The organism is Dolichospermum flos-aquae CCAP 1403/13F, from assembly GCF_012516395.1.
Taxonomy (GTDB): domain Bacteria; phylum Cyanobacteriota; class Cyanobacteriia; order Cyanobacteriales; family Nostocaceae; genus Dolichospermum; species Dolichospermum lemmermannii.
Window position 1 is genome coordinate 3,845,550 of sequence record NZ_CP051206.1, and the last position, 21,861, is coordinate 3,867,410.

The following is a 21,861-nucleotide window of genomic DNA, read 5'->3' on the forward strand; positions in this document are numbered from 1 at the left end:
TTATTTTTTATTTTCTTTTCCCTGTTCTATTTTCTCTTTTTCCTTCGTTTTAGGCAGATCAATAAATACCCGATCTCCGGCTTTAAGACCATCTAAAACCTGAATTTGGTTATCAATATTCGCGCCAATTGTCACAAGACGAAATTGAGGTTTATTTTTTTCACCTAATAACCACACGCCAGTTTTTCCCTTTTGGGTAACAATTAATTCCTGGGGTATTAACAGCGCATCTTTGATATTATTGCCAAGAAATGTGACTTCACTGACATTCATCCCTGAACGCAGTTTTTCAGTCCCCGTGTTAATCGCCACGCGCACCTGAAATGATGTGACATTTTGATCAACTACCGCTTCGGGAGCAATCAAACGTACCTGTCCCTGAAAAACTTCTTCAGGATAGGCATCAATGGTAATTTCCACTTTTTGTTGCTGTTTAATTTGGGATATATCTACTTCAGGAACATTTGCTAAAACTTCTAAACCTTTTGCCAAAGCTACTATAGAAGTTGAAGTGGCAGAAGCATTATTAGAAGCGGAAATTGCTGGACTAACATAACCTCCCACCGTCGCATATCTCTGAGTGACAATTCCCGAAAAAGGAGCGCGAATAATTGTATCTTCTAATTGAACTTGTTGTTGTTTTAACTGAGCTTCCGCACTAGCTACTGCTGCTTTTAATCTAGCAATTTCTTGGGGACGATTACCATTTTCTAATTTTCGTAATCCTTCCTTTTCCTGATTAACAATTGCTGCTTGCTTTTGAATATCTTGGTTGCGGTTGCCCACTTTCAGTAAAGATAATCGGCGTTGTGCTTCTTCTAAATTAGCCTTAGCTTTACTATTTTCACTGACATATTGTTCTAAACTATCTTGGGAAATAGCCCCATCTTTAGCTAAATCTTGATAACGTTTGACTCTGGATTGGGTAAGTGCCACAGAAGCTTTTGCCGAGTCAACTTGAGCCTGTGCTTGTTGAATTTCTTGTAACCGATTACCATCTCGAATAATCGCTAATTGTGCCTGTGCTTGGTCTACACGGGCTTTTGCTTGGGCAATTTCTTCGGGACGACTGCCGGCTTCGCTTTCTGCTAATTGTGCCTTTGCTTGTGCTAAATTAGCTTGGTACTGGAGAATTCGCATTTTAATTTCCGAATTATCCATGCGAGCAATTATTTGTCCTTGCTTGACAGTATCTCCCTGTTCCACATTTAAATCTGCCAAAAGTCCTGGACTTTTAGGACTAATATTTACACTTTGAACTGGTTGGACTTTCCCACTAGCAGTAATGCGGACAGTTACACTTTTTGCCTCTACAGGAACAGTTAATTTAGTCACATCTAGCGGTTTATTTTTTTGCTGGATGGTTTGAATAGTGGCTGTTGTTCCCACAATTAAAACACCACTAGCTATTAAACCCATTAACCAACGGAATGGATATTTAACTTTTTTGCCAATTAAGGGAATTTCTATGTAAAAAATCATGATCAAAAAAGGTTAGGAATAGAAGTTAGCAAGAATATTCTATAGTTGAGAATCTATGATAATCATTTGATTTATCTAATTCATCACCTGATTAGGTGAATTTTCAATTTCTATTTTATAAATTTCTATCTCTCTCCTAGTTATACTATCATATTTCTCTTTGATTCGTGATCATGACTTATTTCCTATTTTTTAATTTAATTTAGATCCCCGACTTCTAGCTCCCCCACTTCTTCAAGAAGTCGGGTATCTGGGATTTTGACTATTAATTTTATAAACTAATAAACTTTGTTGCTTGCTATCTTCTAATTTCTGGGCTATGGAAATAGCTTGTTTATATAAAGCCTTGGCTTTGGTAAAGTTATCCATTTTTTTATAGATTTCCCCAGAGACGACTAAATATTTTAAATCTTCTGCGGGATTTCTATTTACGTCTGTAATTGCGACACGGTTTTGTAACATTATCTGAGAAATTCAGCCCTAGCATTTTCCCTTTGGTTTTGGACAGCAGATGAGCTATTGTGATTATTATAGCTAAAGTTAGGACTAAATCCCAGCTTCGCCTAAGTAAATAGCCCGAATATCAGCAGGTAATTTATCTTCTAGCATCAGATAACCTTCCTGGAGAGAACTTGCTACTTCAGCGGGGGAAATTTGTTCTCCTTCAGCTTGCAAATATGCAGCAATTCTGGTTTCACTCCAGTGGAAAGTTTGTGCCATTAAGACGATTAATCGTGATCTTGGTGGGAGTTGATCTAATGCCTGTTCTACATAGCACCATAGCGGTGGTGATGTATCCTTGAGAGAATAATGAATAGCTTCTGTGGGTGGTAGTTTAATCTCATTAATATGGAATGCCGTGATATTAATTAACCAATTTTGTAAGGTTAAAGATTCCGTCTCTGTCGCTGCTTGGTTTAAATTCAGTCCACCTAGTTCATAATATATATTGCGCCAAATCAGAGCAAACAAATAATCAGCTTGCACAGGCGATCGCGCTGAATGCCGAATTAAGGTGTAAACTATGGGGCTATAACGGCAGAAAATCACCGTAAAATACTTGCCATAATCAGGATATTGCTGAAATAGACTCAGTAGTTCTTGATCACTGTGATGAAATAGCGACTTCACCAATGGGTGATTAGCTTCGGGAAAGTGGGGAATTTGCACAATCTCTGGACTAGATAACTGTTAAAATATACTAGGGAATGGTGATGTGATAGCTAACAATATTTGCAAGTCAGTTAATTTGTCAATGTCAGACAACCAGACTATTGATAAACTAGAAATTAGGACTTAATGTTAGTCTTAACTGACAACTAAAAGCGTTTCCTTTATTGTGATCTTGTTTGTTCATGGTTATAGAAGCTAGTTCCCTAATGTTCCTGCCAAGTCCACTAACTTTCGGCTCGTTTTTGCCTTCCCTGCCCTTGGATAGCCTGTTCTCCACCCAGGGGATTATGATTATGCTGCTGGCAGCTTACGCGGGCGCTATGTGGATGTTTTTGAGTAGCGCACCTAAAGTTTATACTGTCATGGTATCGGATTTAGAAGTTGCCCGACAGTTATATGCAGGTTTGCTAGATTTGCCAGTGGCGGAAGTCCCTTTGCACTATTATTACAACTACGAGCAAACTATCGGTGCAACAGGTATTGATCCGCTATATATGTCCGCTAGTCCCAGTTGGTCTAATAACACCATGAATAATGGTAATGACGGGCTGTGGTATCAACTCAAGAAAAATACTCAATTACATATTATCACTGGTGCAAGTTTAGGCAAAAAAGATCAGCATCGTCATGTTTGCTTTGATCATGATTGTCTAGAATTAATTTTAATGCGGGTAGAAGTCAGGGGTTTAAAGTTTAAAATTCGCAACCAAAAGCCTTTGAATTTTTTAGTTAAGGATTATCAAGGGCGCGTCATTGAAATGGCTGAAGTTGCTAATTAGTCATGGGGGTGCTGGGTTTTCCTGACGCACCCTGAATATTTTTTATCTCCCTGTTACCTACCTAAACAGTTGACAATCATGTGACATACTCCACACACTCCCTTTCAGGTGACTGTGGGCTTCTCGGCGACTCCTCTATGAAGACATTAACCGAGCTTTAAAGCCCTATGCCCTAGGGACTTTTTGAGATAATTTTTAACTTTTTTGATAGGCTGCTTTTGGTGCATTTAATTGAGTTACACCTACTGTTGAAAACTATATCAAATATTTGAAAAAAATCAAGAAAGTGTTCATTCCGCACTTCGTGCCGCTGCGCTAACATCGCCCAACAACACTGATTAAGCTGCGCTTAATTTTGCTCGTTGGGCAATTCGTCACTTCCGCTTATTCATCTCATCACCTCCCTATCGGGTAGGTGAGAGGCTTCTACTGTTTAAACTAAACAAGATTGTTTTAACCGATCTGAATTTTTTCTATAAATAATTTTGTTGCTAATAGATTTTTCCGGATAGAGTCGGAATATTTAGCACCTATATTTTAGGGGGTTTACTTTTTACTGATAGCTGAAAGATTCTATATATCTATGATTACCAGTTAGAGGTATTCAAATTTAACATGAAGTAAATGCAATAATTGATACCTTAACAAATGATAAAAAATATGTCAGTAACAACGGTGAAAATAATGGGAATAAATGCTATGACTCAGATTCCCAAATTACTCATATTTTCTGGCGATTTGGCACAAAAATAGCCCATATTTAGAGTATTCTAGAAACAATAGTTAGATTTAACAACTTTCCGAGTAGTTTCTGAGTAATCTCTTGGGAAGATAACTGATAAATTATGACTATATTTGATTATGTAGATAACTCATCTATCACTGATAAATTCCAGAAAATTAACCGATAATTGGCAGCAAAATAAGTGATAATTTGATAGTTTTGTTAACCATGTGTTGGATCATTTCTAGAAGAACTCAGAATACTTATTAAATCAAGAATAGAGAGAAGTGATATCTTAGAAAAATAACTCAAGCTAACTCTAAAATCCGTGATTATTCTGACAAATCTGAATGCTCACAAATTTAATATTTAAGAGAGGGATGAGATTTTTTTTGAATCAACAGAATCTAAAAATCCTATTTCTATATACAGCAGAATTCAGTGGGAATTTACCAGTGCTAAACCCATACAGAAGTAAAAGCCTTTTATTGAATTTAAGATAATGCCCTAATTCCAGTTAATTTATCAAGCTTAATTATGGAAAATATATCACAACTAGGGTCACAAGTTAGAGATAAAACAGCTTACCCAGATATTCTCGTTATTTCCCGAATATTCCGCCCAGAAGAGGCTGTAATTGGTGAATATGTCTATAATCGTTGTTTACAAGATCCAGATCGGGTAATTGTCTTAGCTGGTGGTTGTAATGGAGATAAAAAATTTGATAAATCTCAGCAATTTCCAGTTTATCGTTGGTTTCATTTTCCGGCTTGGTGTGATAACTGGTTAGGAGATATTTGTCAATCTGGTTTCAATATTATTTGCTCTTTGCTACTAGCTATTAAATTATATTTTCGCTATCATTACCGCTACATTGAATGGTGTCATGGTTATGATTTCCCAGCGGTGTTGGTACTCAGTTATATTTTACCAATTCGCTTTTTTATCTATTTACATGGTAATGATTTATCACGTACAGTTAATAACCCGTTGTGGAGATGGCTGTTAAAATTAACTCTCATACGTGCTGATGGAATTGTTTGTAATAGTTCTTATATTCGGAATTCTTTAAGAAATACTTTTCGTTTAGATACACCTACTCATGTAATTAATCCGGTAGTGAGGCCAGAAAGATTTGGTAATCCTACTAGTCTTAGTCATATTAATGATTTACGTAACCGCATCCGTCAGACTTACAATATTTCGGAAACAGCAATTGTAATTCTTTCTGTTGGTAACTTGGTTAAATATAAAAACTTTGATCGAGTAATAGACAATATTCCCGTATTACTAACTATTGGTGTGGATGTTCATTGCATTATTTGTGGTGAAGGAAATTGTGAAACTCAGCTAAAATCTCAAGCGGAAAGGTTACGAATAGATAAACGGGTACATTTCGCTGGTTATGTACGAGAACGCGATTTAGCTGGTTATTATGCAGCCTGTGATATTTTTGCGATGTTGAATTCCGATAATTATGAAGATGCAACCACAGATAACTTTGGTGTAGTTTATTTAGAAGCTGGTTACTTTGGTAAACCTGTCATTGCTTCCCGCTTGGGTAGTGTTTTAGATGCGGTTCATCATGAAGAAAATGGCTTATTAGTAAATCAAGATTCTGGTTATGAAGTTTTGCAAACTTTCAATCGGATGTGCCAAGATTCACAGTTACGGGAAAAACTTGGCCGTCAAGGTAAGGAATTAGCGAAACGGAAAAACTATCATCGCTGGTTATATACTCCTGAGTCTTCCTATTCTTGTTTGTTGAACTAATGTCAGCACTATAAAACAAAACTAACTGTGCTTCCATAGCAATAGGTAATAATTAGGCGCGTTTTATTACATTCCTAGAACCGTCAGGCGTTCGGTGAAGCGTTCAACTTAGATGATGTCGAAGTCTGAGTCGAACCGTCGAACGCTGGCCATTCCACAAATTAATTAATTTTGAGCAATACCTTCTTCCCGTGCAGCTTGTTGGACAGCAGCAGCCACAGCAGTAGCCACCCGCTTATCAAAGACAGAAGGGATAATATGCTCTCGATTCAAATCCGCAGGTTTAACTAAAGAAGCGATCGCACTGGCAGCTTGTAAACACATATTAGTAGTAATCGTCCTAGCCCGACAATCTAAAGCCCCACGAAACACCCCAGGAAACGCCAGGACGTTATTGATTTGGTTGGGGTAGTCACTTCGACCCGTAGCCATAACAGTGACGTTTTTAGGCACTAATTCTGGTTGAATTTCGGGAATGGGATTAGCCATTGCAAACACAATTGCATCCTTCGTCATTCCCTGAACCATTTCTGGTGTTAAAACTCCCGGTGCGCTGACACCAATGAAGACATCTGCACCTTGGACTGCACCGGCTAAAGTTCCTTGGGCTTTAACAGCAAATTCCAGTTTTTCAGCGGTCAAATCAGGACGATTAGTCGAAATAATTCCCTTTGAATCGCACATCAAAATGGTTTCTGCACCGGCTTTGCGGAGTAACCGAGCGATCGCAATCCCCGCCGCACCAGCACCATTAATCACAATGCGGATATCTGCAATGGATTTTTGGATAAGTTTGAGAGAATTAAATAATGCTGCTAAGGTGACAATGGCTGTCCCATGTTGGTCATCGTGAAAAATGGGGATATTTAATTCGGCTCGCAGTCTTTTTTCAATTTCAAAACAGCGCGGTGCAGCGATATCTTCCAAATTCACACCACCAAATACCGGGGCGATATTTTTAACTGCTTTGACAATCTCATCTGGATCTTGAGTATCTAAACAGATGGGAAAAGCATCAAGTCCAGCAAATTCCTTAAACAGCATGGCTTTTCCTTCCATGACGGGTAAAGCGGCTGCTGGTCCCAAATTGCCCAAACCGAGGACTGCACTGCCATCAGTGACGATCGCCACCGTGTTCTGTTTGATTGTTAGATTGTACACTTCTTCGGGATTTTCAGCGATCGCTTTACAAATCCGCCCCACTCCTGGAGTGTAAGCCATTGCTAAATCAGAAACACTTTTGAGCGGAATTCTACTGACAATACTGATTTTACCACCGCGATGTAAATTAAAGGTGCGGTCATAAACATCAATTACCTGAATATCTGGTAATTCCTTTACCGCTTGGACAATGGTTTCCGCGTGTTCCGTACTCGCGGCATCAACTGTAATATCACGGGTAGATTCTTGACGGCTTTGTTCAATTAAATCAATTTGTCCGAGATTACCACCAGTGGCAGCGATCGCTTGGGTAACAGATGCTAACATCCCCACTCGATTGGGAATCTGTAACCGCAGGGTAACACTAAAACTAGAATTAGGAGTAAGATTTGTCATGGTGCTATTTCGATTTTAAATTTTAGATTTTATATTGTATTGCTACGGGAAATTTTATTTTCACAAAAAAACCGTGTGATCCAAATTAATTAGATTTTAAGAATTATCGAACGCTGATAAACGCCGATAAACGCCGATAAATATGGATGAAATAAGTACCAAGACGGTTATGGTGTTGGTGATAAGTTACCGAAAAAGTCATAATGATCTAAAGCTTCCAAAATCCCCCAAGCATAATTTCCCCCAGCAAAGTAAATTTGTGGTAAGCCTCGGAGCTTCTCAATTTCTTGGCTGTGATTTCCCACCACAACTGCCAGAGTATTACCAGCTAACATTGATTCATCATTACCTGAAGCGCCAGCAACCAAGAAACGGTGAACAGGTAAACCCCATTTTAAAGCAGCATAACGGATAGCATCTCCTTTAGAAGCGCGAATAGGTACTAAATCTAGATACATATTATGGCTGTAAAATGCTTTGACATGGAGGCGATGTTGGCGCAGACGGCGGGTAATTTCTCGAAAACTAGGTGATTTCGTCTCATCCACAAAATAGCTAATCTTAAACTTACCCTGAGCATCAGGAGGTTGCAATTCCACCCCAGGTATATCCTGCATGACTTTGCGAATATCTGACCGTCGCCAATTATAGGCAATGTGCCTTTGCCAACTTGTATCTGTGACTATCTGGGGACCGTAGTAGATCTCACTTCCCGCTGATGTAATCAACAAATCTGGCAGAGGGAAACGCCATTCCTCTAACATACTTAATGTACTTTTGAGACTGCGCCCGGTGGCAATACCCACTCCAGTTGTATTCCCTTGATCACGAATTCTCTGAATTAACTTTTCTAAAGCTTCCTCATCACCTAATAGAGTATGATCAATTTCGCAAACTAGAAACCGATCAGCCGTTGGTAAGTGATTGGTATCCGGTACATTCCAATCTGGATGTTCATCTGCGGGAGATTTAACCAGAGGACTCAACAGAGATTGAATGCGTTTTTGGGGCAATAATCGGCGGACTTGCTCTAAATACTGCTCTACGTGACTATCCCAAGAGAAATGTTGACAAACATTAATCAGTCCATTTTTAGACCATTGTTGCCATTGTTCTGAATTGGTGAGAGATGCTCGCAAAGCATTTTGAATATCTTGAATATTCAAAGGATCAATCAATAATCCATTCTGACAAGCAGCGAGAATATCCCTTGGACCACCATCAGCAGTAGCAATTATGGGAACACCACAGGCACTAGCCTCAATTAATGTCAGTCCAAATGGCTCTGTCAGGGCTGGGTTGATAAATACTCCCTGGGTTTTTGCCGTGAGCCGGTATAAATCTGGCACATCATCAGCATTATGGTGTTTAGGATAAGCAATATGACCATAAAGATCGTAGCGATCTATTAACTGTAATATCTCCACAAATACCTGACGCGGACCCGATTCCATCGCCAAAATATCCTCTCGTTTGCCTAGTATTAGTACCAGATTGGCCAATTGGCGCAATTCGGGATCTTCGCCATAAGCCTTAATGAGACTACTGACATTTTTCCGGATAGCCGGGCGAGAAATCGCCATAATCATCGGCTTTTGCAGGTCTTTGAGAAACTTTTCTAATTCCTTTTGAATAGGTGGATTTTGCCAATTATCCGGGGCTGGGTAAAAACGCTCTAAGGTGACACCTGGGGGGATAACTACCATCCGTTCTGGTTGATAGTGATCGTAAACGCTGTATTGTTCTTCAACCTCTTGATGAGTGCTGGCTATAACTAAAGCTGCACTACCAAGGGTAATTTCTTCAGCTTCAATTCTGGTACTGATGTGAAAATTATCTTCAATAGTTTTCTGTTTAGTACCATGTTCTAATAATCTTTGTTGCTTGATGCGCCCCAGAGAGTGACCTGTATGGACTAGAGGGATGCCTAGCCAACCGGCAACTCTAGAACCCACGTATCCGGCATCAGCATAATGTGTATGAATAATATGGGGAATTTTGCCAACTTTGCGAATATGCCTGAGCAATTCATCTGCAAAGGTATCTAAATGTGGCCAGAGAACTTCTTTGCGGAGGTAGCGTTTGGGACCACAGGCAATACGAACAATTTGGACTTTATCTGCAAGAATTTCTACTGGTTGAGCATAATCAGGGCTAACTTTTGGGTCATTTACCAACCGCGTTACTAAGTCAACTCTTGCTACTTGGGGATTTTTGGCTAATGTGCAAGCAAGTTCAACTGCGTATTTGGTTTGCCCACCAGTATCAGCATCTTTGCCTAACTCTAGATTATTACCGCGAATTAAACCATGAACGCTGACGAGTAAAATATACAACCCTGAGTTGTTTGACACAGTGCTGATTCCTCCATTATTAGCAATAAATCCAGCATTTTTGCCTGATTTATTATAGTTATATCACCACTAATGCACTAAAGGTTACAGGTTTTTCCGTCAGCGTCAAGATCAGGATCATCAACAAGTCAATTCTTGATATCGCTTCGGGAATGTTACGCAGCACCATTAAATACAAATTTGAGTAAATTGGTGGTGTGGTTGTGAAATTTCCGACTCAGTAGGGGTAGCGCCCCTGTGCCTACCCCAGTATTTGGGGCAACCACAGGGGGTTGTCCCCCTACAAAATTGATTGGTTTAGGGATTTTTTAATCCCCAATCAATTAAAATTTTATGTGTAGCCACAAATAAATTACCAATTGTCCTGTCCCATATTGAGAAATGTGTTACCAAACAATGTGTTGGCAATTTCTGGAGTTTCAGCTAAATTTCCCCTAAAAAAATGAATGAATGTACATCAATTAGCAGCGCAGTAGTGAAAGCAAAAGCCAAAGAGTTGGGATTTCACGAAGTGGGTATTGCTGCTGTCGGTAATTTAGAGAGAACAGAGACAGAAAAATTGCAAGCTTGGCTAAAAATGGGTTATCACGCTGACATGGAATGGATGAAAAATCCCAAACGTGAGGATATTAGTTTAGTTATGCCAGAAGTGCGATCGCTCATATCTGTAGCATTGAATTATTATACTCCCCAGGAACGGCCGCAGGGGGATGAATACGGGAAAATTTCCCGTTATGCCTGGGGACGGGATTATCATCGAGTGATGCACAAAAAGCTGAAGGAATTGGCTATTTGGCTAGAATCCCTGGGCGAAAATGTCAAAGCCCGTTATTATGCAGATACAGGGCCAGTCCAAGATAAAGTTTGGGCGCAAAAAGCCGGCATTGGTTGGATTGCTAAAAATGGGAACGTTATTACCAGAAAATATGGCTCTTGGGTGTTTTTGGCAGAAATATTAACCAATTTGGCACTAGAAAGCGATCGCCCATCTACCCAACATTGCGGAACTTGTACTCGTTGTTTGCAAGCTTGTCCTACAGGTGCAATTACTGAACCATTTGTAGTAGATGCTAATCGCTGTATTGCCTATCATACAATTGAAAACCGGGCTGAGGAATTACCCGCAAACATTACACATCATTTACAAGGATGGGTGGCAGGTTGTGATATTTGTCAAGATGTTTGTCCTTGGAATCAGCGATTTGCTCAAGCCACTGATGTCACTGATTTTCAACCCTATCCTGGCAATTTAGCCCCCAAGCTGGTAGAATTAGCCCAAATATCAAACGAGGAGTGGGATAAAAGATTCACCGCATCAGCCTTGCGACGCATTAAACCAGAAATGTTACGACGTAATGCTCGCGCTAATCTTGACAAATCCAGGCATAATAATGACCCAGAAAGTAATAATTTTTGATTTTGATGGGACGATTGCGGATACAGTAGATGCTCTTGTAACTATTGCCAATCGTTTAGCCCTGGAATTTGGATATGTGCCGATTAATTCGCAAGAACTAGTTCTCCTGAGAAATTTAACAGCCAGAGAAATTATTAAATATTCTGGTGTTTCCCTATTCAAAATTCCTTTTATGGTTAAAAAAGTCAAAGGAGAATTAAAACATAAAATCCCAGAATTAACACCTATTGAGGGAATTAATGCCGCATTAATAGAACTCCATAATCAAGGTTATCACCTGGGAATCATTACTTCTAACTCTCAAGAAAATGTCAATCAATTTCTCAAGTGCCATAATTTAGATTATTTGTTTGACTTTATTTATTCAGGAGTCACTATTTTTGGGAAAACCACAATTATTAATAATGTGTTACGGCAAAAACAGTTCAAACCAGAAGTAGTAATTTATGTAGGAGATGAAACTAGAGATGTAGAATCTGCCAAAAAAGCTAATATCAAAGTGGTTGCAGTCAGTTGGGGGTTTAATTCTTCCGAAGCCCTAGGTAAACAAAACCCAGATTTCTTAATTCATCATCCTCGTGAATTACTAGATGTAATTAAAAGCTGTTAAGAGGAATGGGCGACTAGAAGTCGCAGCTACACAGACAAAACCTACCTGCGTAGGTTGGAGATATTTAATTTTGATTAGTCCACGCAGGTGGACTTTGCTTGTGTAGTAGCAAATTCCCTTCGCCCAATATCTATTCCTCTAATTCAATCTCTTCTTCCTCTTCAACGTCATGAGGTTGAACTACAGAATTAGCAGAAACTACCGCACCCTTATCTAGTTTTTCCAGAACTTGTTCCTTAACTTTGGCCGCAAATTCGGGTTTTTCTTCTAAATATTTAATCGCGTTATCTCGACCTTGGGAAATATTTTCACCACTGTAGCTATACCAAGCACCTTTACGAAGAAGAACACCAGTTTCTTCGGCTATATCCACTAAACAACCAATGGTAGAAACTCCTTTGCCAAAGATAATGTCAAATTCGGCAATTCGGAAAGGTGGTGCCACTTTATTTTTCGCTACTTTGACTTTGACCCGGTTGCCAAATTCATCAGTTCCTTTTTTCAAAGTTTGAATTCTGCGAATATCCAAGCGCACGGAAGCGTAAAATTTCAGCGCATTACCACCCGTTGTAGTTTCTGGACTACCATAGGTGACACCGATTTTTTGCCGCAACTGGTTAATAAAAATAACTGTGCATCCAGATTTACCAATATTACCAGTAATTTTCCGTAGGGCTTGACTCATTAACCGAGCTTGTAAACCTACGTGAATATCCCCCATATCCCCTTCAATTTCAGCGCGGGGAACTAAAGCGGCAACGGAGTCAATAACAACAATATCAACCGCCGCAGAACGCACAAGTTGGTCAACTATTTCTAATGCTGATTCGCCATTGTCTGGTTGGGAAACAAGTAGGTTGTCAATATCTACACCCAACGCAGCGGCATAGGTAGGATCTAGGGCGTGTTCAGCATCTACAAATGCGGCAATACCGCCATTTCGCTGCACTTCTGCGAGGGCATGAAGGGCGACGGTAGTTTTCCCAGAACTTTCTGGTCCGTAGATTTCGATTACCCGTCCTTTAGGTAAACCACCACCTAAAGCTAAATCTAGGGTGAGCGCCCCGGTGGATATTGTTTCTACCTTCATGCGGGTGGCATCACCCAGGCGCATAATTGCTCCTTTCCCGAAGCTGCGCTCAATTTGTCCCAGGACGATATTTAACGCTTTTTGCTTGCCAGAAGTCTCGGTATTAGCTGCCATTCTTGCCTCTAAGTATAGGATTTTTCAAAATTACTGGGACGGGAGTTTTAATAGAACGGATATACTATCCTAACCGGAAAGTGTGCCAATTAGGAATATTTACAAAATTTAGGTTTGCCAAGCTCCTAAGGCGATCGCTGAAAGATTATAGCATTTTAGATTGAGAATTGCGAAGGACTGACTAAGTAGGTCAGCATTGAAAATCGTCGTTATGGCAAGGCAAGAGGCAAGAGGCAAGAGGCAAGAGGCAAGAGGCAAGAGGCAAGAGGCAAGAGGCAAGAGGCAAGAGGCAAGAGGCAAGAGTGAAGAGGCAAGAGTAAAGAGGCAAGAGTGAAGAGGCAAGAGGCAAGAGGCAAGAGTGAAGAGGCAAGAGGCAAGAGGCAAGAGTAAAGAGGCAAGAGTAAAGAGGCAAGAGTAAAGAGGCAAGAGTGAAGAGGGTTTGGGCGATTTTACTTTTCGTTACATATTACTCTTCGAGAAGCCCCTCCGCGTCTACGGTTTTTTTCCGTTCACCTACTTAATATAGGCAATTCATATTTTTAGCTATCGTCATTGGCAAAGCCAATTGGTATAATTTTTGCAATAAATAATAGCAAGTCTGGTGACTATATAGGTATGGAACGGGTCATTAAAAGTGGGATTGGTTGGCGCATAGGTTGGAATCCAGTTGCACCAGAATTTACAGGATTAGTCGGTACAGAAGATTGGGCGATAGAATTAACAGAAGCAGAATTAAACGAATTTTGTCGCCTTTTTAATCAGCTTGCAGATACCATGAAGCATCTAAGCGCGGAGTTGATGGACGATGAAAAAATTGCCTGTGAAGCCGAAAGCGATTTATTATGGATGGAGGTGGAAGGTTATCCTTGTGCCTACAATCTCCGCTTCATCCTCAATACAGGAAGGGGGACAGAAGGTAAATGGGTTGCTTCAGCCGTCTCAGAATTGTTGCAAGCAATCAGAATGCTCAAGCCATCAGCCTGAGTGCGGATCTATCGGCACGAGTTGGTAAATTTATAATAGCATATTTGCGAAGTTAGGATTAAGTTGTGCGTTTTGAGGAGATTTTCTCTACTTTTAGGAATTATTAATTGCTCATCAATCCAGTTCTATCCGTAAACAACGTTCAACGGCCAATTCCTAATTACCAATTACCAATCCCTGTGTTAGATTGGGCATACTTGATATATATTTTTTCCTTTGACACAGCCGCCATTATGGTAATTACAAAAAGTAAACTGGTTTTGAGTGCTACGGTGGTAACGCTTTCTACAATCGCCGTTACTGGTCTGGGTATTCACTCAATTGGTAAGGCTTCATTTAAAGATAGTCACAAGGATTTGGTAGATGAAGTTTGGCAAAATATTTACCACCGATATGTAGATGGCACTTTTAATCAGGTAGATTGGCAAGCTGTTCGCAAGGAATATTTAAGCAAGTCCTATACTGATGATAAGGCAGCCTATAAGTCCATTCGGGAAATGCTGAAAAAGCTGGAAGATCCTTACACCCGGTTTATGGACCCAGAGGAATTCAAGAATATGCAAGTTGATACCTCTGGTGAACTTACAGGTATTGGTATCACTATCAGTCAGGATGAAAAAACTAAACAACTGGTTGTAATTGCTCCCATTGAAGATACACCAGCATTTAAAGCCGGTATTTTAGCTAAAGATATCATTCTCGAAATTGATGGTAAAAACGCCAAAGGTATGGATACTAATGATGCAGTATCCCTAATTCGTGGACAATCAGGCAGCAAGGTGAGGCTGACAATTCTGCGGAATGGTCAGAAAAAAGAATTTAATATTCAACGAGCGCGCATTGAAATTCATCCTGTCCGCTTTTCGGAAAAGAAAACTCCAGCGGGGAATCTTGGCTATATTCGCTTGAATCAATTCAGTGCTAATGCCAGCAAGGAAATGAAAAATGCTATTCAAAGTTTAGAAGCTAAGAAGGTTTCTGGATATGTTTTAGATTTACGTGGTAATCCTGGAGGGCTGTTATACGCGAGTATAGAAATTGCTCAAATGTGGATGAATAAAGGCACGATTGTCTTTACTATTGACCGTCAAGGTACACAAGATAAACAAGTTGCCAATGGCAAGGCTTTAACTGATAAACCTTTGATGATATTAGTAGATAAAGGGTCAGCTAGTGCTAGTGAAATTCTTTCTGGGGCATTACAAGATAATAAACGGGCGACTTTGGTCGGAAATCAAACTTTTGGGAAGGGTTTAGTCCAATCGGTGCAACCTTTAAAATCTGGTGCTGGTTTGGCTGTAACTATTGCCAAATATCATACTCCTAGCGGTAAAGATATTAATAAACACGGTATTGATCCAGATGTGAAGGTAGAATTAACTGATGCCCAACGTCAAAAGTTATGGTTGGGAGGAAGGGATAAATTAGCGACTCTTGAAGATCCTCAATTTGCTAAGGCTGTGGAATTGTTAGGTAAAAAATCGGCTCAAAACACCAATACAATTCAGAAGAATTAAATGATTTCTTCAGCCATTACCAAGAAACTTAGCTTTTAATTCTTCTAATTCTTTATCTATGGGATTATTGCTAGGAGATTGTGGTTGAGAATTAGGGTTTTGTGGTTGGGGTTTACCACCTGTAAATTGAGTTTTTAGTTCTTGTAATTCTTTCTCAATTTGGGTGGAAGTTTTAACCACAGCAGGAGGTTGAGACGTGGGTGGAGTTATTTGTTTGGGTGGTAAAGATGATGGTTGAAAATTCAAATCTTTGATCACTTCATCAACTGTTTGGTAGCGGTGACTGGGGATGGTTTCTACCATTTTGTCAATGATTCGGCTCAATTCTTGACTAACAGGAGTTTTTAGATATTGTCCCCATATCCAAGCTGCGTTATGGGTATCGTAGGAGTCGAAAGGCGATCGCTCTGTTAACAGATTAATACAAGTTACTCCTAAACTATAGATATCACTGGCGAAAAGTGCCTTCCCGCGCATTTGTTCCGGGGCGACATATTCGAGACTACCTATACTGGTTCCCGTGCGGTTTAGGGCTGTTTCTGTGGCGGATTTCGCTGCCCCAAAATCAACTATAACTAATTTGCGATCGCTATTGCGACGAATGATATTTTCTGGTTTAATGTCTCGATGTATGACTCGTTTACCATGACAAAATTGCAGCACTGACAATAAATCATGCAGTAATTGTCGAATCTGCGTTTCATTGAAAGCCCCATTTTGTTCTAATTCTTGGTGTAAATTTAGTCCATTAATAAATTCCTGAACTAAATACTGTCTGTCATCTTGGTTACAATATGCCAAAAGTGCAGGAATTTGGGAATGTTGTCCCAATTCATCCAACTGAACAGCCTCTTGATTAAATAATTCTACTGCCTTTTGTACCGTATTTGTCCCTTGGGATTGGGGGAAAAATTGCTTAATTACACAGGGTGGCTTTGAGGGTTTATCCTCATCTACAGCGAGAAAGGTTCTACCAAAACCACCTTGTCCGATAGGTTTAATAGCGCGGTAACGTTCTTTTAGGAATAATTTCGTCCCACAGGTTTGACAAAACTTAACATCATCAGTGTTTTCTGGGTGAGAACAATGGGGATTAAGACAATAACTCATAAATAAATAAATGATACTTGTCTTTATTGTGCCTTATGCTTTGTAAAAACGTGGTTATTAACTTTTATTTTATTTTTAAGTAATGTTAAGAGATTTTTTTAATGCTACTTCCACCTGATTAAATAGATCAGATGGTAAAATTCCTATTCTTTTGTGAAAAACTGAATTATGGACAGTAGCAATTTTATCAGCCCTAATCAATGATGTTTTTTTTAGTCCTGTTTTTATGAAGTCAGTGTGTGTCTCTGACATTAATACCCAATTTTCACTTAAATCATCAGTGGGAACTTTGGAAAAAATACCCAATATAATAAATTCTTCTCGATGAACTGATAAAATAAGGGCTGGTCTTAATTTTGTAGCAGTTAAATCGCTAAAAGGGAAACGGACTAACCAGATTTCTAAAGATTTAGGCTTCATCATTATAAATATCTTCTTCTGGGTCATTCCACTCCTGAAATCCAGTTTCTGCAAGCTGCATCATTGTTAATATATTACCATTATCTGCAAGCTTCATTTTAGATGTAAAGGCTTCTATTTCTAGAATTTTTGATTCTTGATTTAAAATTCTCTCTTCTAATTCTTTAATTGGATTTGCTAATGTTTGGTGGCTTTCTTCAACTGAAATAACTGCATTGCTAACAGGGTTAGTCATAAGTTGAGATGATTGCTGGTTTTGGATAACTGGTTTAACTTTTGCACTTTGAAAACTATTTTCATCTTTGGGTATCCCTGTAAAAGATTTGATTGTTTCAGGAGTTAAAGACCTAATTAATTCAGGATTATCTTGAATCCTTAAAATTAGTTCTGGTTGTATTTCATCTTCGGGAATACCTGTACAAGATTCGATTACTGTAGGAGTTAAAGATTTGATGTATTCAGGATTATTTTTAATCTGAGCTAAAATTACTTCTGTCATCATTTGGAACTGCATTTGGAACTGAAATTTTCTTTCTGCTTCTACTGCTTCTATTCGTGCTTCTTCTAGTTTTTTATCCTTCAATATTTGCTGATTAAGAAATGCTTTAATCACAGAACCTTCCGCTACAAATGCAATCTGAGGATGTAGAGATTCAAAAGCAAAAATTATCTGATCTTTATAGCCCTGATCATTCTCGCATATCCAGACCGCCATCAACCTTTTATCCCGAATTAATGAAGTCGCTAATTGATTATTACCAATATTACCATCAGCATGAAAAGGGGGATGGGGATTTTTTTTAGTAGGTTTTTTGGTATTTTTTTCTATTTTTACGTCAATTTCATCAGTATCAACAAGAGGAGATAGAGTTATCCATGTAATCTTATGTTCTGTATCTTCAAAATAAAGTTTAACTTGATCAAGACAAAGTTCATCACCTTCAAATTCTTGATCTTCATTAGTTGATACTCCTAGTAGAGTTTGTCCAATAGGAAATTCATTGATTACCATATTTATCACGCTTTTTCCTGGCTTGTTTAAGAATTTTAATAGCAGTTTCCGCGTCTGTATCTCCCTTAGCAGCTAAATTAGCTAACTCTGCCACCCTAATATTTTGATAATCGCTGCGTAATTGACTAACCTGTCCTTGTCCTCCACCACGTTCACGAATAGCATCAGCAATGAAGTTATCTTTAATATTAACAAGATTGCCAAGTTTTTTCAGTCCACCAGGTGTGAGTTGAACTTCCCCCTGTTCATCCATTGAGTAAATGCGAGATTAAATTATATAATTTGAGTATCTAAGTCCTTATCTTAACATTTTTCCATCAAAACTAGGTATAAACATCTAAAAACCCGATCAAGGTTGACCGGGTTCTAGTGAATTTGCAGGTTTCAAATGATTAAAGTAAGTAAGTGATTGTAAGTTACTAAGGGTGGACTTTCTAAAACGCAAACACAGCATCTCTACGTCTTTCCGCTCTGGGATTTGGCTTCGCCATCTTATCTAAAGTTTGGCTAGTTGCCACTTTATGATCAATAATGCTGTACTTGTGGGGCTAATGACGGGGGACACTAGATCAATTGCCCTTTCTCTTAGTTGGTTTCTTCTTAACTTGGTGTCCTATGGATTTAATATATCATTTCATTTTGGATGTGGAATATGTTCTTTACATTTATTAACAAATAGGTGGAAAGGAAGAAGAGTAAAATAAAATCGATATTTACCGTTATTCAAAATTACAAACTGTTGTAAAATGTCGTCAGAATTCCCAATTGGTAGTAAAGTCCGTGTGGTATCATTGCCACCTTATGTCAAAACCGCTGACCCAATGCCTATGTTACGTCCTGCTGATGTAATTTATGTTGGTGAGGAAGGTATAGTTCTTGACCGTCGCCCTGGTGGTTATTGGGGTATACGCTTGACTAGAGGCGCTTTTCTTATAGATAGCCAATACATTGAGAGTATCGAAAAACCACTAGAAAACCAGTCAGATTCAGAATAGCGGCTAACAAGAATGTAAACTTATATTAAGTTATATTTCTGGTGAAGACTATGATTTCGCGCCGCACTTTTATTAGCATTCTATTTGCCACTTGCTTGGCTGTTATCAGTTGGTTGAATTTTACCCCTCCTACTCAAGCTTTAGGTGGTATATTACCGGCAATTGATCAACCTGCACCTGAATTTACCTTACCAACTAATACGGGGAATGGTGAGGTTTCCCTGGCTGATTTCCGGGGTAAGTGGGTGGTTCTCTATTTCTACCCGAAAGATTTTACTTCCGGTTGTACTATTGAAGCAAGACGTTTTCAGCAAGATCTACCTAAGTACATTGAGAAAAATACTGAAATTATTGGTATCAGTGCTGATGATATTGATTCCCATGCAGAATTTTGTGATTCAGAAGGGTTAAAATTTCCTTTGTTAGCTGATACTAAGGGTGAAGTTAGTAAAGCTTATGGTTCTTGGATAGGTGTTGTCTCTATGCGCCATAGTTTTATTATTGATCCTCAAGGGATATTAAGAGCAACTTTTGTGGGAGTTAATCCGAGTATTCACAGTATGGAAGTTTTAGCAAAGTTAACAAAATTGCAATCTGCTGTTTTTTAAAATAAGTTTTCACTCTGTCTCTCTGCGGTGAAAAGGTTTTTTATCTAACCACAGAGGCACAGAGAACACAGAGAGAAGGAGGTTATACTAAATTAAGATGAAGCTCCATAGAATAAGATTTCAAAAATAATTAAACGCAGATAAACGCAGATGAACGCAGATGAATTTATGAATTTTATAGGAGTGCTAATTTTTTTATGAATCATGATCCTTATATTGTTAAACCAGGTGATCAAATTTCTTTGGTAAAGGACTATAACCCAGGTTATAAATGTGAGTTTCACCAAAAAGGTGATGCGGTGAAAAAATTAAAGGTAGGTATTTTACAATTAGCGAAATATCAAGATATTCTTTATGCTCAAAATACCTATTCTTTATTGATTATTTTTCAAGCAATGGATGCTGCTGGTAAAGATAGTACCATTAAACACGTGATGTCTGGCGTGAATCCTCAAGGATGTCAGGTATTTAGTTTTAAATCACCGAGTGAAGAAGAGTTAGATCATGATTATTTATGGCGTTCAATGAAGTCTTTGCCAGAAAGGGGAAGAATTGGCATTTTTAATCGTTCATATTATGAAGAATTACTCATAGTCCGTGTCCATCCAGAAATTCTTAAAAAACAACAATTACCCAATTTTCCTCAAGATAATCATATATGGAAACAGCGATTTGAGGAAATTAATAATTTTGAAAAATACTTGTTCAATAATGGGGTAATTGTCCTCAAGTTTTTTCTAAATGTTTCAAAATCGGTGCAAAAAAGACGGTTTTTAGAACGGATTGAATCACCGGATAAAAATTGGAAACTTTCTGTTAGTGATGTTCGGGAAAGGGCTTTTTGGGATGATTATATGGATGCCTATGAGCAGGTTTTTAACCATACAAGTACAGAATTTGCACCTTGGTATATTGTTCCTGCTGATCGTAAATGGTTTACACGCTTAGTAGTAGCAGATATTATTTGCCAAAAATTGCAGGAATTAAATTTGCAATATCCGCAAATGAGTGAAGAACATAAACAGCAATTATTAGCAGCCAAAAAAACTTTAGAAGCAGAAAATTAGTGAATTAAAAGATCCTGTGTAGAGACGTTCCATGGGTAGGGATTCTCGGCTCTACATTTTTCATGGAACGTCTCTACATTTTTGTCCCCAAATGCTTATTTGGAAAGTTCTATACGTCTGTGGATACAGGGAATGAATTGAAAATTTTGATATTTTGAGGATGGGGGAAACTATAATCTTCAAGATAAATATGCCAAATCTTCCTAACTTTGATATTGTGGCTTTAGCGGCTTCTGCTGGGGGGTTGACGGCGTTAATTGAGGTACTTTCACATTTACCCGCAGATTTCAAAGCAGCAATTGTGATTGTTCAACATTTAGATCCTCGTCATCCATCTCTCATGGCAGAAATTCTCAGTCGTCGGACTCCACTGATAGTAAAACAGGCAAAGGAAGGAGACAAACTCACACCAGGGACTGTTTATATTGCTCCTCCTAATAATCATTTGTTGGTGAATAGTGATGGTACAGCCTCTTTATCGCAGTCGGAAATGGTGCATTTTCTCCGTCCTTCGGCAGATTTATTGTTTGAATCTCTGGCTGGAAGTTACAAAGAAAGAGCGATCGCTGTTGTCCTCACAGGAACTGGCAGTGATGGGGCAATGGGAGTAGAAGCAATTCAAAAAATGGGTGGGACGGTAATTGCCCAAGATGACAAAAGTGCTGAATTTCCAGGAATGCCGTCCGCAGCAATTAAGACTGGGAATGTAGATTTTATCCTCCCTTTAGCAGAAATTTCTTCAGCTTTGCTAACTTTGGTGATGCCTCATCCTGATTTGTAATCTATTACCAATTTAGTTTATTACAAAAAATTGACTATAATAACATAGATACCCGACTTCTTTGAGAAGTCGAGTATCTGGGGGGATATGGTGATTCTGTATTTCTATAACGTAGTTCATTTATTAGAGGATGTTTTAAAAGTTTTTAATGTGTAAACAGACCCCTCTCCAAACCTCTCCCCTACCAGGGGAGAGGCTTTAAAACCCCCATTCCCTTGTAGGGAAGGGGGGAAGGGGGGTTAGGTTTTTGGAGATTATGGGTTTCATATAATACTTTTCAAACAACCTCTTAGC

20 protein-coding genes are annotated in these 21,861 nt (G+C 38.8%); 10 read left to right on the forward strand and 10 right to left on the reverse strand.

All coding sequences use genetic code 11. From position 1 onward, the window contains the following. From HGD76_RS18545 to HGD76_RS18555, 3 genes are all read right to left on the reverse strand, one after another. A complete protein-coding gene (locus HGD76_RS18545) occupies positions 1–1,482 on the reverse strand; it encodes an efflux RND transporter periplasmic adaptor subunit (RefSeq protein ID WP_168696638.1) in 1,482 nt (493 codons plus the stop codon). 234 nt (positions 1,483–1,716) lie between these two features. Further along, positions 1,717–1,944, reverse strand: coding sequence for a hypothetical protein (locus HGD76_RS18550; RefSeq protein ID WP_148765561.1), 228 nt, complete (start codon positions 1,942–1,944; stop codon positions 1,717–1,719). 84 nt (positions 1,945–2,028) lie between these two features. Then, positions 2,029–2,652, reverse strand: a complete 624-nt coding sequence (locus HGD76_RS18555; protein WP_148765563.1) for an RNA polymerase sigma factor — start codon at positions 2,650–2,652, stop codon at positions 2,029–2,031. Positions 2,653–2,837: 185 nt separating this feature from the next. Here HGD76_RS18555 and HGD76_RS18560 point away from each other — a divergent pair, with 185 nt between their 5' ends. Beyond that, positions 2,838–3,434: a glyoxalase-like domain protein gene (locus HGD76_RS18560; protein ID WP_168697495.1), complete on the forward strand. Its 597-nt coding sequence runs from the start codon at positions 2,838–2,840 to the stop codon at positions 3,432–3,434. A gap of 1,261 nt (positions 3,435–4,695) precedes the next feature. Continuing rightward, positions 4,696–5,931 carry a glycosyltransferase family 4 protein gene (locus HGD76_RS18565; protein WP_168696639.1) on the forward strand — a complete coding sequence of 412 codons (1,236 nt, stop codon included), beginning with the start codon at positions 4,696–4,698 and terminating at the stop codon, positions 5,929–5,931. Positions 5,932–6,096: 165 nt separating this feature from the next. Here HGD76_RS18565 and HGD76_RS18570 read toward each other — a convergent pair whose 3' ends face one another. After that, entirely contained in the window at positions 6,097–7,488 is a 1,392-nt protein-coding gene (locus HGD76_RS18570; protein ID WP_168696640.1) for a malic enzyme-like NAD(P)-binding protein, read from the reverse strand. A gap of 167 nt (positions 7,489–7,655) precedes the next feature. Further along, the gene (locus HGD76_RS18575) at positions 7,656–9,842 is read right to left on the reverse strand and encodes an HAD-IIB family hydrolase (RefSeq protein WP_168696641.1); all 2,187 of its coding nucleotides are present in this window, start codon (positions 9,840–9,842) and stop codon (positions 7,656–7,658) included. Between the two features lie 442 nt (positions 9,843–10,284). On the opposite strand from HGD76_RS18575, the gene queG reads away from it, so the two are divergent. Both queG and HGD76_RS18585 read left to right on the forward strand, forming a co-directional pair. Next, on the forward strand, positions 10,285–11,259 hold the full coding sequence (gene queG, locus HGD76_RS18580; RefSeq protein WP_168696642.1) for a tRNA epoxyqueuosine(34) reductase QueG: 975 nt from the start codon (positions 10,285–10,287) through the stop codon (positions 11,257–11,259). Next, a complete protein-coding gene (locus HGD76_RS18585; protein ID WP_148765575.1) occupies positions 11,234–11,869 on the forward strand; it encodes an HAD-IA family hydrolase in 636 nt (211 codons plus the stop codon). Before queG ends, HGD76_RS18585 begins: the two co-directional genes overlap by 26 nt. Positions 11,870–11,999: 130 nt before the next feature. Here the strand turns inward: HGD76_RS18585 and recA are convergent, their stop codons facing one another. Next, a complete protein-coding gene (gene recA, locus HGD76_RS18590) occupies positions 12,000–13,073 on the reverse strand; it encodes a recombinase RecA (protein ID WP_015080742.1) in 1,074 nt (357 codons plus the stop codon). Positions 13,074–13,688: 615 nt separating this feature from the next. On the opposite strand from recA, the gene HGD76_RS18595 reads away from it, so the two are divergent. Both HGD76_RS18595 and ctpC read left to right on the forward strand, forming a co-directional pair. Continuing rightward, positions 13,689–14,057: a DUF1818 family protein gene (locus HGD76_RS18595; protein WP_168697496.1), complete on the forward strand. Its 369-nt coding sequence runs from the start codon at positions 13,689–13,691 to the stop codon at positions 14,055–14,057. Between the two features lie 233 nt (positions 14,058–14,290). Then, positions 14,291–15,574 carry a carboxyl-terminal processing protease CtpC gene (gene ctpC, locus HGD76_RS18600; RefSeq protein WP_168697497.1) on the forward strand — a complete coding sequence of 428 codons (1,284 nt, stop codon included), beginning with the start codon at positions 14,291–14,293 and terminating at the stop codon, positions 15,572–15,574. A 9-nt stretch (positions 15,575–15,583) separates the two neighbouring features. Here ctpC and HGD76_RS18605 read toward each other — a convergent pair whose 3' ends face one another. The 4 genes from HGD76_RS18605 to HGD76_RS18620 form a co-directional block, all read right to left on the reverse strand. Then, positions 15,584–16,684, reverse strand: a complete 1,101-nt coding sequence (locus HGD76_RS18605) for a serine/threonine-protein kinase (protein ID WP_168696643.1) — start codon at positions 16,682–16,684, stop codon at positions 15,584–15,586. Between the two features lie 75 nt (positions 16,685–16,759). Next, the gene (locus HGD76_RS18610; RefSeq protein WP_168633396.1) at positions 16,760–17,107 is read right to left on the reverse strand and encodes a type II toxin-antitoxin system PemK/MazF family toxin; all 348 of its coding nucleotides are present in this window, start codon (positions 17,105–17,107) and stop codon (positions 16,760–16,762) included. Then, positions 17,094–18,116 carry a DUF6334 family protein gene (locus HGD76_RS24975; RefSeq protein ID WP_210967808.1) on the reverse strand — a complete coding sequence of 341 codons (1,023 nt, stop codon included), beginning with the start codon at positions 18,114–18,116 and terminating at the stop codon, positions 17,094–17,096. Before HGD76_RS24975 ends, HGD76_RS18610 begins: the two co-directional genes overlap by 14 nt. Further along, a complete protein-coding gene (locus tag HGD76_RS18620) occupies positions 18,103–18,369 on the reverse strand; it encodes a hypothetical protein (protein ID WP_168633397.1) in 267 nt (88 codons plus the stop codon). Before HGD76_RS18620 ends, HGD76_RS24975 begins: the two co-directional genes overlap by 14 nt. 493 nt (positions 18,370–18,862) lie before the next feature. Between HGD76_RS18620 and sipA the strand changes: the two genes are divergently transcribed. From sipA to HGD76_RS18640, 4 genes are all read left to right on the forward strand, one after another. Continuing rightward, positions 18,863–19,111, forward strand: a complete 249-nt coding sequence (gene sipA, locus HGD76_RS18625; RefSeq protein ID WP_015080334.1) for a regulatory protein SipA — start codon at positions 18,863–18,865, stop codon at positions 19,109–19,111. Positions 19,112–19,161: 50 nt separating this feature from the next. After that, entirely contained in the window at positions 19,162–19,719 is a 558-nt protein-coding gene (locus HGD76_RS18630) for a peroxiredoxin (RefSeq protein WP_015080335.1), read from the forward strand. A gap of 197 nt (positions 19,720–19,916) precedes the next feature. Beyond that, positions 19,917–20,786 carry a polyphosphate kinase 2 family protein gene (locus HGD76_RS18635; RefSeq protein ID WP_168696644.1) on the forward strand — a complete coding sequence of 290 codons (870 nt, stop codon included), beginning with the start codon at positions 19,917–19,919 and terminating at the stop codon, positions 20,784–20,786. Between the two features lie 190 nt (positions 20,787–20,976). Then, a complete protein-coding gene (locus tag HGD76_RS18640; RefSeq protein ID WP_233466928.1) occupies positions 20,977–21,567 on the forward strand; it encodes a chemotaxis protein CheB in 591 nt (196 codons plus the stop codon). The last annotated feature ends 294 nt before the right edge of the window (positions 21,568–21,861 follow it).

Coding starts and splice junctions, on each gene's coding strand:
- HGD76_RS24975 (WP_210967808.1), bottom strand. CDS start 18,116: ATGGTAATCAATGAATTTCCTATTGGACAAACTCTACTAGGAGTATCA.
- HGD76_RS18640 (WP_233466928.1), top strand. CDS start 20,977: ATGCCAAATCTTCCTAACTTTGATATTGTGGCTTTAGCGGCTTCTGCT.
- HGD76_RS18595 (WP_168697496.1), top strand. CDS start 13,689: ATGGAACGGGTCATTAAAAGTGGGATTGGTTGGCGCATAGGTTGGAAT.
- HGD76_RS18605 (WP_168696643.1), bottom strand. CDS start 16,684: ATGAGTTATTGTCTTAATCCCCATTGTTCTCACCCAGAAAACACTGAT.
- HGD76_RS18550 (WP_148765561.1), bottom strand. CDS start 1,944: ATGTTACAAAACCGTGTCGCAATTACAGACGTAAATAGAAATCCCGCA.
- HGD76_RS18620 (WP_168633397.1), bottom strand. CDS start 18,369: ATGGATGAACAGGGGGAAGTTCAACTCACACCTGGTGGACTGAAAAAA.
- HGD76_RS18610 (WP_168633396.1), bottom strand. CDS start 17,107: ATGATGAAGCCTAAATCTTTAGAAATCTGGTTAGTCCGTTTCCCTTTT.
- HGD76_RS18570 (WP_168696640.1), bottom strand. CDS start 7,488: ATGACAAATCTTACTCCTAATTCTAGTTTTAGTGTTACCCTGCGGTTA.
- sipA (WP_015080334.1), top strand. CDS start 18,863: ATGTCGTCAGAATTCCCAATTGGTAGTAAAGTCCGTGTGGTATCATTG.
- queG (WP_168696642.1), top strand. CDS start 10,285: ATGAATGAATGTACATCAATTAGCAGCGCAGTAGTGAAAGCAAAAGCC.
- HGD76_RS18585 (WP_148765575.1), top strand. CDS start 11,234: ATGACCCAGAAAGTAATAATTTTTGATTTTGATGGGACGATTGCGGAT.
- HGD76_RS18630 (WP_015080335.1), top strand. CDS start 19,162: ATGATTTCGCGCCGCACTTTTATTAGCATTCTATTTGCCACTTGCTTG.
- HGD76_RS18545 (WP_168696638.1), bottom strand. CDS start 1,482: ATGATTTTTTACATAGAAATTCCCTTAATTGGCAAAAAAGTTAAATAT.
- recA (WP_015080742.1), bottom strand. CDS start 13,073: ATGGCAGCTAATACCGAGACTTCTGGCAAGCAAAAAGCGTTAAATATC.
- HGD76_RS18635 (WP_168696644.1), top strand. CDS start 19,917: ATGAATCATGATCCTTATATTGTTAAACCAGGTGATCAAATTTCTTTG.
- HGD76_RS18560 (WP_168697495.1), top strand. CDS start 2,838: ATGGTTATAGAAGCTAGTTCCCTAATGTTCCTGCCAAGTCCACTAACT.
- ctpC (WP_168697497.1), top strand. CDS start 14,291: ATGGTAATTACAAAAAGTAAACTGGTTTTGAGTGCTACGGTGGTAACG.
- HGD76_RS18565 (WP_168696639.1), top strand. CDS start 4,696: ATGGAAAATATATCACAACTAGGGTCACAAGTTAGAGATAAAACAGCT.